A 15590-nucleotide genomic window follows, 5' to 3' on the forward strand; every position below is an offset into this window, starting at 1 on the left:
CAATTGACAACCTATCAAATGGTTAAGAGGCGTGAATGAGTCAGGCGAAAACCGGCATCCTGCTTGCCAATCTGGGCACTCCAGAAGCACCTACATCAGACGCGGTAAAACGCTACCTGCGACAATTTTTAAGCGACACGCGCGTCGTGGATTTCCCGCGACTGCTGTGGTGGCCACTGCTGCGTGGCGTCATTCTGCCGATTCGTTCTCCGCGCGTCGCCAAACTCTATCAGTCCGTCTGGATGGAAGAGGGCTCGCCGCTGATGGTTTACAGCCGTCGCCAGGAAAAAGCGCTGGCCGCCCGCCTGCCGGATATGCCCGTCGCGCTCGGCATGAGCTACGGAAAACCGTCCCTGCAAAGCGCGGTGGAATCACTGCTGGCGCAGGGCGTGGACCATATCGTCGTGCTGGCGCTCTACCCGCAATACTCCTGCTCGACGGTGGCCGCCGTCTGGGACGAGCTGGCCCGCATTCTGGCGACCCGCCGCCGCATTCCGGGCGTGACCTTTATTCGCGACTATGCGGATAACGATCTCTACATCAAGGCGCTCGCCAACAGCGTGCGCGCGTCGTTTGAAAAGCACGGCGAGCCGGATCTGCTGCTCCTTTCCTATCACGGGATCCCGCAGCGTTTCGCCAATGAAGGGGATGATTATCCGCAGCGCTGCCGCGATACCACGCGCGAGCTGGTCTCCGCCCTTGGCCTGCCGCCGGAGAAGGTGATGATGACCTTCCAGTCGCGTTTCGGCCGCGAGCCGTGGCTGACGCCTTATACCGATGAAACTCTCAAAATGCTGGGTGAGAAGGGCGTGAAGCACATTCAGGTGATGTCGCCGGGCTTCTCGGCCGACTGTCTGGAAACGCTGGAGGAGATCGCGGTGCAAAACCGGGAATTTTTCCTTGAGGCTGGCGGCGAAAAGTACGAGTACATTCCGGCGCTTAACGACTCGCCCGAGCATATCGACATGATGGTCTCGCTGGTAACGAACAGCCGCTGATCGCACTCCGGGCCGGGTTTGTGCTACCATTCCCGGCCCATATTCTTCGTACAGTTCAGACCATGAAATTTCCCGGTAAACGCAAATCCAAACACTACTTCCCCGTCGATGCCCGCGATCCGCTCCTGCAGCAAATCCAGCCTGAAAACGAAACCAGCGCGGCATGGGTCGTCGGTATCGATCAGACGCTGGTGGACATTGAAGCGAAAGTGGATGATGCGTTTGTCGCCCGTTACGGTCTGAGCGCCGGTCACTCGCTGGTGATTGAGGACGACGTTGCCGAAGCGCTGTACCAGGAGCTGGTGCGCGAAAACCTGATTACCCATCAGTTCGCCGGTGGCACCATCGGCAATACCATGCACAACTACTCCGTGCTGGCAGACGACCGCTCGGTGCTGCTGGGCGTGATGTGCAGCAATATCGAAATCGGCGGCTATGCCTACCGCTATCTCTGCAACACCTCCAGCCGTACCGATCTGAACTACCTTCAGGGCGTCGACGGGCCTATTGGCCGCTGCTTTACGCTGATTAGCGATTCCGGCGAGCGTACTTTTGCCATCAGCCCGGGTCATATGAACAAGCTGCGCGCCGAGAGTATTCCGGAAGAGGTGATTGCGGGCGCCTCGGCGCTGGTGCTGACCTCCTACCTGGTGCGCTGTAAGCCGGGCGAGCCGATGCCGGAAGCGACCATGAAGGCGATCGAGTACGCGAAGAAATACAACGTGCCTGTCGTTCTGACGCTGGGCACGAAATTTGTTATCGCCGATAACCCGGAGTGGTGGCAGGCGTTCCTGAAAGAGCACGTCTCGATTCTGGCGATGAACGAAGAAGAGGCCGAAGCGCTGACCGGCGAAAGCGATCCGCTGCTGGCGTCTGACAAAGCGCTGGACTGGGTTGATCTGGTGCTCTGCACCGCCGGCCCGGTTGGGCTGTACATGGCGGGCTTCACGGAAGAAGAGAGCAAGCGCAAAACCCAGCACCCGCTGCTGCCCGGTGCGATTGCCGAGTTCAACCAGTACGAGTTCAGCCGCGGCATGCGCTACAAAGATTGCCTGAATCCGCTGCGTATCTACTCTCATATCGCGCCATACATGGGCGGGCCGGAGAAGATCATGAACACCAACGGTGCGGGCGACGGCGCGCTGGCCGCGCTGCTGCACGACATCACCGCGAACGCCTACCACAAAACCAACGTGCCGAACTCCAGCAAGCACAAGTTCAGCTGGCTGACCTATTCCTCGCTGGCGCAGGTGTGTAAATATGCCAACCGCGTGAGCTATCAGGTGCTGAACCAGCACTCCCCACGCTTAACGCGCGGTCTGCCTGAAAGAGAAGACAGCCTCGAAGAGGCCTACTGGGACAGATAAAAGCAAAACGGTAACCCTGGTTGCCGTTTTTAGTGTTTGTTCCCTCTCCCCGAGGGAGAGTGCCTGGGTGAGGGCATCAGGCCGCACAAGGTAAAAGCAAAACGGCAACCTGTGGTTGCCGTTTTTAGTGTTTGTTCCCTCTCCCCGTGGGAGAGGGTCAGGGTGAGGGCATCAGGCCGCACCAACTTACCCCGTCACAGCCTCTTCAACCGGCGGTTTCTCCAGCAGCGTCAGCATGGTGTTGGCAATCTCGCGCTCGCCCATCACCACCTTATCTGCCCCGCGCTCGGTAATGTACTCCACCTCGTCGTCATAGTGCGCCCGGGCGATAATCTCAATCGTTGGGCACTTCGCGCGCGCGGAAGCCACAATCTCGCCCGCTTCATAGCCGTTAGGTATGGTCAGCAGCAGCCAGCGCGCGCAGTCCAGATGCGCCAGATTCATGATCTCTTCGTTTGCTGCATTGCCCAGCACCGCACGAATACCGCGCTCGCGCAGCTCGTCGACGCGGGTGCGTGAGGTCTCAATCACCACCAGCGGAATGCCCTGCGCCATTAGTTTCTCACCGAGCAGGCTGCCCACGCGGCCAAAGCCGACCAGCAGGGCGTGGTTGCAAATATCCACAGGGATCTGCTTCTCTTCTTCGATGGCCTCTTCGAGCGTCTGTTCTTCCAGCGTTTCGGTTTTATCGAGGTATTTTTCCAGCAGGGCAAACAGCACCGGGTTCAGCATAATCGACAGGATCGCCCCCGCCAGCACCAGGTTTTGCCCCGCCTGCGGCAGCAGGTTCAGGGCCATGCCCAGACCGGCCAGAATAAAGGCGAACTCACCGATCTGCGCCAGGCTGGCGGCGATGGTCAACGCCGTACGAGGGGAGTGGCCGAACATTCTCACCAGGAAGAAGGCGGCGAGCGACTTACCAAAGATGATGATCGCCAGCGTGCCCAGCACGGCCAGCGGCTGGTGAATCAGGACCATCGGGTCAAACAGCATCCCGACGGAGACGAAGAACAGCACGGCGAAGGCATCGCGCAGCGGCAGAGTGTCGTGCGCCGCACGGTGGCTCAGCTCGGACTCGTTCAGCACCATCCCGGCGAAGAACGCGCCCAGGGCAAAGGAGACATCAAACAGCTCTACGGCACCAAAAGCGATACCCAGCGCCAGCGCCAGCACGGAGAGGGTAAACAGCTCGCGTGAGCCGGTTGCCGCGCTGCGGGACATGATCCACGGCACCAGACGGCGTCCCACCAGCATCATGATGGCGATAAACGCCACCACCTTACCGATGGTGATACTCATATCCAGCGCCAGCGAGGTCAGGCCGACGTTGTCTTTTTCCATCATCCCGGCGACGGCTGGCAGCAGCACCAGCGTCAGGACCATGACCAGGTCTTCCACAATCAGCCAGCCTATCGCGATTTGCCCGCGCTGGCTGTCTATGAGCTGTCTCTCCTCAAGCGCGCGCAGCAGCACCACGGTGCTGGCGGTTGAGAGACACAGCCCAAATACGATACCGGTCATTAACGACCAGCCCAGCACCGCCGAAAGCGCCATCCCCAGCAGCGTCGCCACCCCAATCTGGGCGATCGCTCCCGGTATGGCGATCGACTTTACCGCCATCAAATCCTTCAGGGAAAAATGCAGGCCGACGCCAAACATCAGCAGAATCACGCCCAATTCCGCCAGCTCAGGAGCCAGCTTGGTATCCGCCACGAAGCCTGGCGTAAACGGTCCCGCCAGTACACCCGCTAACAGATAGCCGACAAGAGGAGAAATACGCAGCTTATTGGCAATCATGCCGAGGATAAAAGCGAGCACAAGTCCACCAACAATGGTGGTGATAAGCGGTGTGGCGTGGTGCATTCCGTCTCCTTTCGTTGTGGGTGTTCCTTTTTGGCGAAAACCAAAAAACCGAGTAATAGTTTATGACAATTTTTACCCTTATGTTTATGAATTATTGTTGAAGTTTGAATAAAACAGCAATATGCACGTAAAAAAGCGCGTTTTGATAAATTAAGCGAGGGGATGAAGAAGAAACCCTTATGGCATCAGGGTATCAGGTAGCCAAAGTAAAACTTTAGCTACCCGTAATTCAGGCTTTATGACGGTTATCAGGCAGGAATATAGTCAACATCCCAAGAAGCGGCAGGAAAGCGCAGATTTTATAAACCAGGAAGATGCTGGTGTGATCCGCCACCATCCCCAACACCGCCGCGCCAAGCCCACCCATGCCGAAGGCGAAACCGAAAAAGAGCCCGGAAACCATACCGATACGGCCAGGCAGCAGCTCCTGGGCATAGACCAGAATGGCGGAAAAGGCGGATGCGAGGATAAAACCAATGATCACGGTTAAAATCCCCGTCCATTCAAGGCTCGCATACGGCAAAATAAGGGTAAACGGCGCCACGCCGAGGATAGAGCCCCAAATGACATATTTGCGCCCAATCTTATCCCCCACAGGCCCGCCAATAACCGTACCGGCCGCGACGGCGAACAGGAAGGCAAACAGGTGGATCTGCGCATTCTGTACCGATAATCCGAATTTTTGCATCAGATAAAAGGTGTAATAGCTGCTGATGCTCGCCATATAGAAGTATTTCGAGAAAATCAGTACCAGCAGCACGGAAACCGCCAGGATAACCTTGTTGCGCGGCAGGGGATTGATAACCTTCGCTTTTGGTTTACCTTTATTCACGCGATGCTGAGCGGCATACCAGCGGCTGATCTGCGCCAGCACGATGATCGCCAGCAGCGCGGCCAGCACAAACCAGGCCACGTTGCCTTTACCATAAGGGGCAATAATCACCGCGGCCAGCAGCGGGCCCAGAGAGCTACCGAAGTTACCGCCTACCTGGAACAGCGACTGCGCCAGGCCGTGACGTCCCCCGGAGGCCATGCGCGCCACGCGGGAAGACTCCGGATGGAAAACGGACGAGCCGGTACCCACCAGCGCGGCGGCAATCAGCACGGCTTCAAAGCTGCCCGCCATGGCCAGCAGCACCAGCCCGCTTAGGGTGAAGCACATGCCTATCGGCAGCGACCACGGCATCGGATATTTATCCGTCCAGTAGCCGACCACCGGCTGCAGCAGTGAGGAAGCCAGCTGGAAGGTCAGGGTGATCATCCCGATCTGCACGAAGGTGAGTGAGAACTCGGACTGCAGCAGCGGATAAATGGCCAGAATCAACGACTGGATCATATCGTTGAGCAGGTGCGAGAGACTGATTGCGCCTAAGACTTTAAAGGAGGTGCGCGACGCCGGCGCGCCCGAAACGGGCTGGGTTGATTCACTGATTGCCATAGAGAGAAGTACCACGTCTTTAGTTATTAGAGATGCAGGGTGTAATTATTATCCGACTAACATACCCGCCCGGGACATTTGAAGAAAGTCGCAATTCTGAAAACTTATTTGTCTATTCTTGTTAGTCACTGTAATTTTTGCCTTTGTCTATTGGTCAGGGAGAGAGAAGATGAAGTTAATGAAGCGGGGCGTCGCGCTGGCGCTCATCGCCGCATGGGGCCTGGTAAGCCTGCCCGCGCAGGCGTATGAAAAAGACAAAACCTATAAAATCACCATTCTGCATACCAACGATCACCACGGTCATTTCTGGCGCAGCGAATACGGCGAATATGGACTGTCGGCACAAAAAACGCTGGTGGACGGCATTCGTAAAGAGGTGGCGGCCCAGGGCGGCAGCGTGCTGCTGCTGTCGGGAGGCGATATCAATACCGGCGTGCCGGAATCCGATTTACAGGACGCGGAACCTGATTTTCGCGGCATGAACCTGATTGGCTACGACGCGATGGCCGTGGGTAACCACGAATTCGATAATCCGCTGACCGTGCTGCGTCAGCAGGAAAAATGGGCCAAATTCCCCTTCCTCTCCGCTAATATTTACCAGAAAAGCACCGGCGAACGCCTGTTTAAGCCGTGGGCGCTGTTTAAGCGCCAGGATCTGAAAATTGCGGTCATTGGTTTAACCACCGACGATACGGCGAAAATTGGCAACCCCGAGTTCTTTACCGATATCGAATTCCGCAAACCGGCAGACGAAGCGAAGCTGGTAATCCAGGAGCTGCAGCAAAACGAAAAGCCGGACGTGATTATCGCCACCACGCATATGGGGCACTACGACAACGGCGAGCACGGCTCTAACGCGCCCGGCGACGTGGAAATGGCGCGCAGCCTGCCCGCGGGCTCGCTGGCAATGATTGTGGGCGGTCACTCACAGGATCCGGTGTGCATGGCCTCGGAGAACAAAAAGCAGGTGGACTACGTGCCGGGCACGCCGTGCGCGCCGGACCGTCAGAACGGTATCTGGATTGTTCAGGCGCACGAGTGGGGCAAATACGTCGGCCGGGCGGATTTCGAGTTCCGTAACGGCGAAATGAAGCTGGTTCATTATCAGCTCATCCCGGTCAACCTGAAGAAGAAAGTCACCTACCCGGACGGGAAAAGTGAGCGCGTACACTACACGCCAGAGATCGCTGAAAACCAGCAGATGCTCTCCCTGCTGACGCCGTTCCAGAACAAAGGCAAGGCGCAGCTGGACGTGAAAATCGGCACGCTGAACGGTCGTCTGGAGGGGGACCGCAGTAAAGTTCGCTTCGTGCAGACCAACATGGGGCACCTGGTGCTGGCGGCGCAAATGGCGCGTACCGGCGCTGACTTCGGCGTGATGAGCGGCGGCGGTATTCGTGATTCCATCGAGGGCGGAAACATTACCTATAAAGACGTCCTGAAGGTGCAGCCGTTCGGCAACGTGGTGGTCTATGCGGACATGAGCGGGAAAGAGGTGATTGACTACCTGACCGCCGTGGCGCAGATGAAGCCGGATTCCGGGGCCTATCCGCAGTTTGCCAACGTCAGCTTTGTGGCGAAAGACGGAAAGCTTAACGACCTGAAGATCAAAGGCGAACCGGTTGACCCGGCTAAAACGTACCGTCTGGCGACGTTAAGCTTTAACGCCACCGGCGGCGACGGCTATCCGCACATTGATAACAAACCGGGATACGTGAATACCGGCTTTATTGATGCGGAAGTGCTGAAGCAGTTTATCGAGCAGAATTCGCCGATTGACGTGAATGCCTACGAGCCGAAAGGTGAGGTGAGCTGGCAGTAGTGGTGTGCGGCCTGATGCCCTCACCCCAACCCTCTCCAACCGGGAGAGGGTGCGAACACAAAAAACGGTAACGCCTGTTACCGTTTTGCTTTTACCTCGCAGCCGCTACCGGGCAATTTTCTCAATCCCGCCGCGCAATATCCGCAAACTTCGCGTCCAGCATTTTCGCCAGGTCGCCCGCCGCCAGCTCGATATCCAGCCCGCGTTTGCCGCCGGATATAAAGATGGTGTCAAACTCCTGTGAAGGGGCATCGATCAGCGTCGGCAGGCGTTTTTTCTGCCCGAGCGGACTGATCCCGCCCACCAGATAGCCTGTAGTGCGCTGCGCCACCATCGGATCCGCCATATCCACCTTCTTCGCCCCAAGGGCTTTGGCGACTTTCTTCAGATCCAGCTGTCCCGCCACCGGAGTAACCGCGACGGCGAGGTGTTTCATATCGCCATTCACCGCCACCAGCAGCGTTTTATAAACCTGGTCAGCATTCAGCCCCAGCTTGCGCACCACTTCATCACCAAAGTTAGTCTCATTCGGATCGTGATCGTATGTGTGGATCCGGAAAGAAATGTTGTTTTTTTCGAGTAATTTAACGGCGGGAGTCATAGCTATCCTTCTTACGACAGACAAATCATGCCCACAGCATACGCCTGACGTTTGTCTAAAAAATAGCACCATCTTGCGCAATAGTATTGGCAGTGATGGTCACTTTGAGCGACAATCGGCTCAACCGAAGGTCTCCTTCGGCATAATAAAAACGATGAAATTCCTCTTTGACGGGCCAATAGAAATATTGGCCATTTTTTTATTTCAACAGTGACGGCAAATTCCCTTCTCCGTACAAATGTAACGCCCCAACCGCCACCACGTAATGCCCCGCGGGCAAAGCGTGCAGCGTCTGCCGCCAGGCTTTGTTGCGCGCGTTCATCAGCACATCATACAGCGATTCGCTGAACGTCGACGGTAACGCCAGCTTGCCGTCCTCAGGCGGCGCGTCCAGCCACCAGCCAATCATGGTCTGCAGCAGGCGCGCGTTGGTGTGCCAGTGGGTCAACGTATCATCCAGCAGCATCAGGCCGTCGTCGGGAAGCTGCCGCAGAAGCGCAATCTGGCTGTCCGTCCCTTCCAGCTCGATGACGGGCAGGCTGCGCGCCCTTGCCGCGTTCAGCAGCTGATAATCAATGCCGTAGTCACCGCGCAGTCCCAGACGCTGCGCCTGCGTGGCCTGCAGCACCATCGCAATTTGCCAGAGCGGCAGGGTGTCAATCATGGAGAGCGACACGCCGGTTTCATCCGCGACGCGCGTCAGTTCGGCAAGCCGGGCATCATCCAGACGTTCCGCCAGGCTAAGATCGCTTTCCAGCCCGGCAAACGGCGACTCCTGGCCTGAAATGTCCGCCTCAACGACCAGCGCGTCGGCGCGTTTCAGCAGTTTAATCAGCCCGGGTGGCAGGGGAGACATATCCTGTGTACCCATATGGATGCTGCCGACCAGATGCAGGTGCTGCCCGCCGGGGAGAGAGATATCCAGACCGGGCCAGGCGTAACGGCGAGGAAAGAGGGCGCGAAACGATGCTTTTATACGATTAAACAGACCCATACGCGCTCCATGAATGGAAAGGTTCATGCTAGCGCGTACGGGTACAAGGTTCAATCCTTCGGTTTAAAGCGCAGCAGGCGGTTGGCGTTGCTCACCACGGTAATGGAGGAAAGCGCCATCGCCGCACCCGCGACCACCGGGTTAAGCAGCGTGCCGGTCAGCGGCCATAAAATCCCGGCCGCGATTGGGATACCGAGGGTGTTATAGACGAACGCTCCCAGTAAGTTCTGCTTCATGTTGCGCAGCGTGGCTTTTGAAATGGCCAGCGCGTCGGCAACGCCCATCAGGCTGTGGCGCATCAGCGTAATTGCAGCGGTTTCGATGGCGACATCGCTCCCGCCGCCCATGGCAATCCCCACGTCCGCCTGGGCCAGCGCCGGGGCATCGTTGATGCCGTCGCCGACCATCGCCACCTGACGACCCTGGCTTTGCAGCTTCTTGATGGCGTCCGCTTTACCGTCCGGCAGCACGCCTGCAATGACCTCATCAATTCCGGCTTCTTTCGCGATGGCGTTGGCCGTTGTCGGATTGTCCCCGGTCAGCATCACCAGACGATAGCCCGCACGGTGCAGACGCTGCAGGGCGTCCACGCTGTCCTGGCGAAGCGGATCGCGCACGGCCAGCAGCGCGGCGGCTTTGCCATCTATCGCCAGCAGAACCGGCGTGGCGCCCCGAGACGCCTGCGCCTTCAGCTCGCTTTCCAGCTCGGCGGTATCAATACCGTTTTCATTGAGCAATGCCTGGTTACCCAGCAGCAGCGCGTGGCCTTCTGCTTCACCGCTGACGCCGAGCCCGCGCAGGGTGCGGAAATTGCTGACCTGCGGCAGGGCAGAAGCATTCGCTTTATCGAGAATGGCGCGCGCCAGCGGATGGCTGGAGCCTTGCTCCAGCGCGGCGGCGAGACGCAGCGCCTCCTCTTGCGCGATGCCTGCGGTAGTGACGGCCACCACCTGCGGTTTGCCTTCGGTCAGCGTGCCGGTTTTATCAAACACCAGCGTGTCGAGGGTGCTGGCCCGCTGCAGCGCGTCCGCGTCCCGCACCAGTACGCCAAATTCGGCCGCGCGGCCTACGCCGGAGATAATCGACATCGGCGTCGCCAGGCCAAGGGCGCAAGGACAGGCGATGATCAGCACCGTGGTGGCGATCACCAGGGTGTAAACAATCTGCGGTGCCGGGCCGAAGAAATACCAGATCGCCGCGCTCAGCAGGGCAATGCCGACCACCACCGGCACAAAAATGGCCGAGATTTTGTCTGCAAGCTGGCCAATTTCCGGCTTGCTGCTCTGGGCCTGACGCACCATGCGGATAATACGCGACAGCGTCGTGTGGCTGCCGACGGCGCTGGCGGTAAACAGCACGCTGCCGTCCTGCACCACCGTACCCGCATGAACGGCGTCGCCGTCTGTTTTCTGCTGGGGAATGGGCTCGCCGGTCAGCATCGCTTCATCCAGCCAGGCTTCGCCCTGGGTTATCTTGCCGTCAACGGGAACGCGATCGCCCGTCGTCAGGCGCAGCGTCATGCCGGGCTGAACTTCCGCCAGCGGGACGCTTTTCTCCCCCTCGTCCGTGACCACGCGGGCCGTCGGCGGGGTTAAATCAAGCAATCTTTCCAGCGCTTTCGAGGAGCGCTGACGGGCGCGGGCTTCCAGCATATGGCCCAGGTTAATCAGGCCGATAATCATCGCGCTCGCTTCATAGTAGAGATGGCGCGCCTCCATCGGGAACCACTGGGGCCAGACGTTCACGCTCATCGAATAGAGCCACGCCGCGCCGGTACCGAGCGCCACCAGCGTATCCATCGTCGCGGTGCGGTTTTTCAGGCTCTTCCAGGCGCTAGTGTAAAAATGCCCGCCTGCAAACACCATCACCGCAAGGGTAATCAGGCCAATCACCAGCCACAGCGTGCGGTTGTCGTCGGTGACCATCATGTTGTCACCCATCATGCCCCACACCATCACCGGAATACCCACCAGCAGGGCGACAATCGCCTGCCAGCGGAAGCGCTTCATGGTGGCGATAGCCGTTTCCTGCTGGCGCTCGCGGCGTTCGGCATCATCTTCGATGGCCTCCGCGCCGTAGCCCGCTTTTTCAACGGCCTGCACTAAATCTGCGGCGGAGGCGCTGCCCATCACCAGCGCAGTGCGCTCCGCGAGGTTTACCCGTGCCTGCGCGACGCCCGGTACGGCCTGCAAGGCGTTTTGTACCCGGGAGACGCAGCTGGCGCAGCTCATGCCGTTGATCAGCAGCTGTTGGCTGTCGTCAATATCATCAGCAGCCGGAAGCTCAGGAGTGGCCGCTGTCAGCGCTTCCGACGGGGATGATGACTCTGCCAGCGGTTTAGCCTTTGGGTGGCTTAACTCCGCCCCGTAACCGGCCTGCTTGATGGTATCAATCAGCGCATCCGCGCTGGCGCTGCCTGTTACGGCGGCATGATCGATAGTCACGTCAGCGCTTTCAACGTCAGGGCGCTGTTCCAGGCTTTCTTTAACGCGTTTGACGCAGTGGCCGCATGAGAGGCCGTCCAGCGTCAGGTCGATAGTGTGAGACATAACAAAACTCCCGTATAATGAACTGGTCAGTAGTTGACCGGAGTAACGCTTTTCGCTAACTGTTATGAAGGTTAAACCTTCCATCAAGGGGAAGGTCAAGCTTTTAAATTGCTGATTGAAAGGGATTTTTAAAATCAGCGTCCACATAGCGTCCACACTTCGACAAAAGTGTCCACATTACAAAGACAAAGCCCCGCTAAGAGCGGGGCTTATTTTTGTTAGAGCTAGATTAATCTGCCGATAGATTTTCTGTGTTTGTCCAAAGGTCATAAAGGTTGCCTTTGACATAAACTTTTACGTGAGCGATCCCGCTAGTCCAACCCATAGATACTACCTTATCGACACTCAGTCCCTTCTTTGGCATCAAGCATGACGTTTTGAAAATTTCCTCCAAAGACTCTTTATCTTTGTGTTGAATTATTGACTGGAGCCTGTTGAATTCATCTTCAGAAGTACAAGCGGGATAATCTCCCTTTAGACTTGCGGCTAATGCCGACCCAGACACCAAAAGACCAGAGCAAATGAGTATAGCTGTGAGTAATTTATTCATGCTTTCCCTACCATTAGAATTGTTTTGCAATCACTGATGCATTTTTATTATTACTATTTTCTAAGCGTTAAATCAAAAAAGCCCCGAATTAACGGGGCTTTTATCACAGAGAAAGGCTTAATTGATCCCTTCCATAATGGGACGCCGGGAAGGCATCGCGTGGGATGAAATCAGGCGGTAACGGTGCTGTACCTGCACGTTTTGTTACTTCCCTTTCCACGCTGTTAAGCGTGGTGAATGACCGGCTACATTCCAGATTCTGACACTGGTGATATTGCCGGATTGTCATATCAGTTATTTTACGGCTGGTACGGGTGCGGGCCATAGCGCCGCAGAATGGACATCTAAACATAATGATGGCTCCCCTGTGGGAGTTGAACTCCATTTCATTTTATTCAGTTTCCGCTATCCAGTCAGGTATTTTTGCTTCCAGCTCCAGCCGGGTGGTAAAACCGCTGTCGTCTATAACGTGCTCAGCACGCGCAATGATCCAGTCCTGATTATCTATTTCATCCTTAAAGCCGCTAACCGTCACGTGCATTTCGGGGTAAAGCTCAGCGCGGCCACGCGCCAGGGTGATTGAAAACTCTGCTGCGCCACGCTGAAGCTGTTGCCACTTTGCCGCCGCCGCACGTTTCGCAGCATCTTCATTCTGGTAGGTTTTGCGCAGTACATAGACGTTACCGTCTGCGCCCTCCATGTAATCGCCTTCACGACTGTTGCTCTTCTCTTTTTTTGGCTTTGCAGGCTTGCGGCGCTTAACGCTGACCTTTTTCTTTTTGCCAAAATTCAGATCCAGCCAGTAAGCCCTGACGCCGGTATACGCATCCCGATCGGCAATACGAAAGCGGTGCCGGTCGCCGCTCGTGCGGTCAATGCTGGCAGAAGGTAACGCCTTCCCGTCAGCGGTAACACCACCACCCGGCAGGATAAACAGCAGACTGCCGTTCTTGACGGTGGCAATTGCGCCCAGCATTTCCGCCATGCGGGTAAGGAATGACATATCGCTTTCCTGCGTCTGGTCGGCGTGATCAATCTCAATATCCATGAGCATTTCACTGATCTGCGCCTTCAGTCCGTAGCGGTGCGCAAGGGCTGACACAACGCGCTCAACGGTCACGTCATGCCATGAGACTTCGCGCTTTACGTTGAACTCTTCACGAAAATCAGCGCTGCGGGCAGTAACGCCAATGGTATCTGCCGGGCCTTCGTGGGAAACCTCGTCAACCGTGTACAGCCCCTTGTAAATCAGCGGTTCACCCAGCCAGCCAATTGATACGGCAAGCTCAGCCCCGCGCGGCGGCAGGGCAACCATACCGTCACTGTCATCAATGGATATTGACAACTGATCGGCATCAAAACCCCTGTTGTCCGTCAGTGACAACGACATGATCCGATCATCAAGCTGCGTCAGCACCTTGCCGCCCATCGTAATGCTGAATCCCGGACTTTTTACCGCCTCTGTCAGTGAATCGTTATAACTGCTTACGGCGTCGTTAAGTGATTTGGTCAGGTCTGTAAATGCCATGCTTTCCCCCTTCTTCCGGCGAAGGATCCCACGCGCGCGGGAGAGACCAAATCGGTTTTTGTTGTCGCCGTCCGGCCAGACCCGCAATAGCGTGAGTGGCGTTCAGACATGAGGGATTATCACTGCGAACTCAATAACGTAATGGTGGCTAACATGTCAGAGACACGTTTCCACGGTGTACGCGTCCGGGAGAATACCGACCTGGTAACGGCCATCAATGACATTGAATCCAGTGTCATTGGGGTAGTTGCCGTGGCGGATGATGCCGACGCGGAAACCTTTCCCCTGAATACCCCCGTGTTACTGACGCGGGTTAACAACGTGCTGGGTAAGGCGGGTAAAACCGGCTCCCTGTACAAAACTCTTAAAGCCATCGCTGACCAGACCAGCCCGAAGGTTATCGTTGTGCGCGTGGCCGCAGCCAAGGAAGAGGAAGGCGCTAAAACGCAGTCGCAGCTCATTATGGGGGGCACAGCAGAAGACGGTAGCTATACCGGCATGTACGCGTTTCTAACTGCCGAACAGAAGGTGGGTTATCGTCCGCGCATTCTGGCCGTGCCGGGCTACGACACGGAAGAAGTGACCTCCGCGCTGTGCGTCATTGCACAGAACCTGCGCGCATTCGTCTACGCCAGCTGCTATGGATGCAAAACGATGGCTGAAGCCACCGCATATCGTGCGACCTTCGCCTATCGCGAGCTAATGCTCATCTGGCCTGACTTCATCGCCTACAACCCGCTGACAGGAGAAAACGAAACCTTCCCGGCCCCGGCGTATGCCTGCGGCCTGCGTGCGCTGATTGACAACAATCAGGGCTGGCATAAATCGCTTTCCAACGTGGCGGTCAAGAACGTGCTGGGTATTTCTCAGGATGTTTTCTGGTCGCTTCAGGCCGAAGACAGCGACGCGAACGAACTGAACAACAAGGAGATCACGACGCTCATCAAGCGTAACGGTTTCCGGTTCTGGGGCAACCGCGTTACGGACACCAAAGATTATATCTTTGAGGTTTATACCCGAACGGCACAGATTCTGGCTGACAGTATCGCTGAGGCGCAATTTGAATCAGTGGACGAACCGCTAAGCCCTGCCAACGTTAAGGACGTGGTCAGCGGTATCAGCGGCAAACTCAATTCACTGGTGACGCAGGGGCGGCTAATTGGTGCTGAATGCTGGTTTGATATCCTGGATAACCCGACAACCGGTCTCCGTCAGGGGCAGGTACGTATTCGCTATAAATATACACCGGTTCCGCCAATGGAAGATCTGACGCTCTACCAGACCTTCACGGACGAGTATTTCGAATCGGCGTTTTCTTCCCTGGGAGGTGCATAAATGGCGGTTCCTCACAAACTGCGCCTGTTCACCTGCTTTGTGAACGGCAGCAACTGCATCGGCAAAGTCTCTTCCGTGACGCTGCCAAAGCTGACCCGTAAGACTGAAGATTTTCAGGGCGGCGGGATGATTGGCTCCGCTGCGGTGGATCTCGGCCTGGACAGTGGCGCACTGGATACCACGATGGTGGTTGGCGGTCTGGTTCAGTCGCTTTTGCTGAACTACTGCGGCGATATCGACGAAACCCGCTTCCGCTTCGCCGGTGAGTATTACACCGATGGCGAAAGCCTGCTGGTAGAGGTCGAACTGCGCGGCCGGATCACCGAAATGGACGGCGGCGAAAGCAAGCAGGGAGAAGACACCTCCGTCAGTTACACGATGAAGAACACCTATTACAAGCTCACCATCGACGATAAGCCGCTGTTTGAGTTTGATCTGCTGAACTTCATCTACAAGAAAGACGGCAAGAATATCTACCCTGATCGCATCACGTCTGCGCTGGGAATGGGTAACTGATTAACCTGATAAGTGGCGGCACAGCCGTG

The 15590-nt window shown here is 56.8% G+C and carries 13 protein-coding genes; 5 read left to right on the plus strand and 8 right to left on the minus strand.

Annotated elements, in window-relative coordinates; translation table 11 throughout:
- Nucleotides 1–35: 35 nt before the first annotated feature.
- Together hemH and WM95_RS05780 are read left to right on the plus strand one after the other, a co-directional pair.
- Nucleotides 36–998 carry a ferrochelatase gene (gene hemH, locus WM95_RS05775; RefSeq protein WP_063409372.1) on the plus strand — a complete coding sequence of 321 codons (963 nt, stop codon included), beginning with the start codon at nucleotides 36–38 and terminating at the stop codon, nucleotides 996–998.
- Between the two features lie 62 nt (nucleotides 999–1060).
- The gene (locus tag WM95_RS05780; protein WP_023310611.1) at nucleotides 1061–2365 is read left to right on the plus strand and encodes an inosine/guanosine kinase; all 1305 of its coding nucleotides are present in this window, start codon (nucleotides 1061–1063) and stop codon (nucleotides 2363–2365) included.
- Between the two features lie 186 nt (nucleotides 2366–2551).
- On the opposite strand, the gene ybaL is transcribed toward WM95_RS05780, so the two are convergent.
- Nucleotides 2552–4228, minus strand: coding sequence for a YbaL family putative K(+) efflux transporter (gene ybaL / locus WM95_RS05785; protein ID WP_063409371.1), 1677 nt, complete (start codon nucleotides 4226–4228; stop codon nucleotides 2552–2554).
- Between the two features lie 229 nt (nucleotides 4229–4457).
- Nucleotides 4458–5666, minus strand: a complete 1209-nt coding sequence (locus tag WM95_RS05790) for an MFS transporter (protein ID WP_023310613.1) — start codon at nucleotides 5664–5666, stop codon at nucleotides 4458–4460.
- Nucleotides 5667–5835: 169 nt separating this feature from the next.
- On the opposite strand from WM95_RS05790, the gene ushA reads away from it, so the two are divergent.
- Nucleotides 5836–7488, plus strand: coding sequence for a bifunctional UDP-sugar hydrolase/5'-nucleotidase UshA (gene ushA, locus WM95_RS05795; protein WP_088544662.1), 1653 nt, complete (start codon nucleotides 5836–5838; stop codon nucleotides 7486–7488).
- A 121-nt stretch (nucleotides 7489–7609) separates the two neighbouring features.
- On the opposite strand, the gene ybaK is transcribed toward ushA, so the two are convergent.
- From ybaK to WM95_RS05830, 6 genes are all read right to left on the minus strand, one after another.
- Nucleotides 7610–8089 carry a Cys-tRNA(Pro)/Cys-tRNA(Cys) deacylase YbaK gene (gene ybaK / locus WM95_RS05800; RefSeq protein ID WP_023343509.1) on the minus strand — a complete coding sequence of 160 codons (480 nt, stop codon included), beginning with the start codon at nucleotides 8087–8089 and terminating at the stop codon, nucleotides 7610–7612.
- Between the two features lie 199 nt (nucleotides 8090–8288).
- Complete coding sequence (locus WM95_RS05810) at nucleotides 8289–9083, minus strand: TraB/GumN family protein (protein WP_063409629.1); 795 nt, start codon at nucleotides 9081–9083, stop codon at nucleotides 8289–8291.
- 50 nt (nucleotides 9084–9133) lie between these two features.
- A complete protein-coding gene (gene copA, locus WM95_RS05815; protein ID WP_063409630.1) occupies nucleotides 9134–11632 on the minus strand; it encodes a copper-exporting P-type ATPase CopA in 2499 nt (832 codons plus the stop codon).
- Between the two features lie 229 nt (nucleotides 11633–11861).
- Nucleotides 11862–12182: a hypothetical protein gene (locus tag WM95_RS27580; RefSeq protein ID WP_236901069.1), complete on the minus strand. Its 321-nt coding sequence runs from the start codon at nucleotides 12180–12182 to the stop codon at nucleotides 11862–11864.
- Nucleotides 12183–12285: 103 nt separating this feature from the next.
- Nucleotides 12286–12534 carry an ogr/Delta-like zinc finger family protein gene (locus WM95_RS05825; RefSeq protein ID WP_074172047.1) on the minus strand — a complete coding sequence of 83 codons (249 nt, stop codon included), beginning with the start codon at nucleotides 12532–12534 and terminating at the stop codon, nucleotides 12286–12288.
- 39 nt (nucleotides 12535–12573) lie between these two features.
- Complete coding sequence (locus WM95_RS05830; RefSeq protein WP_088544663.1) at nucleotides 12574–13710, minus strand: phage late control D family protein; 1137 nt, start codon at nucleotides 13708–13710, stop codon at nucleotides 12574–12576.
- Nucleotides 13711–13863: 153 nt separating this feature from the next.
- Between WM95_RS05830 and WM95_RS05835 the strand changes: the two genes are divergently transcribed.
- Together WM95_RS05835 and WM95_RS05840 are read left to right on the plus strand one after the other, a co-directional pair.
- The gene (locus WM95_RS05835) at nucleotides 13864–15045 is read left to right on the plus strand and encodes a phage tail sheath subtilisin-like domain-containing protein (protein WP_088545030.1); all 1182 of its coding nucleotides are present in this window, start codon (nucleotides 13864–13866) and stop codon (nucleotides 15043–15045) included.
- Nucleotides 15046–15561 (plus strand): phage major tail tube protein, encoded by a 516-nt coding sequence (locus WM95_RS05840; protein WP_006117904.1) that lies wholly within the window; start codon nucleotides 15046–15048, stop codon nucleotides 15559–15561. It abuts the gene before it with no gap.
- Nucleotides 15562–15590 lie beyond the last annotated feature (29 nt).

The organism is Enterobacter cloacae complex sp. ECNIH7 (assembly GCF_002208095.1).
GTDB classification, from domain to species: domain Bacteria; phylum Pseudomonadota; class Gammaproteobacteria; order Enterobacterales; family Enterobacteriaceae; genus Enterobacter; species Enterobacter cloacae_M.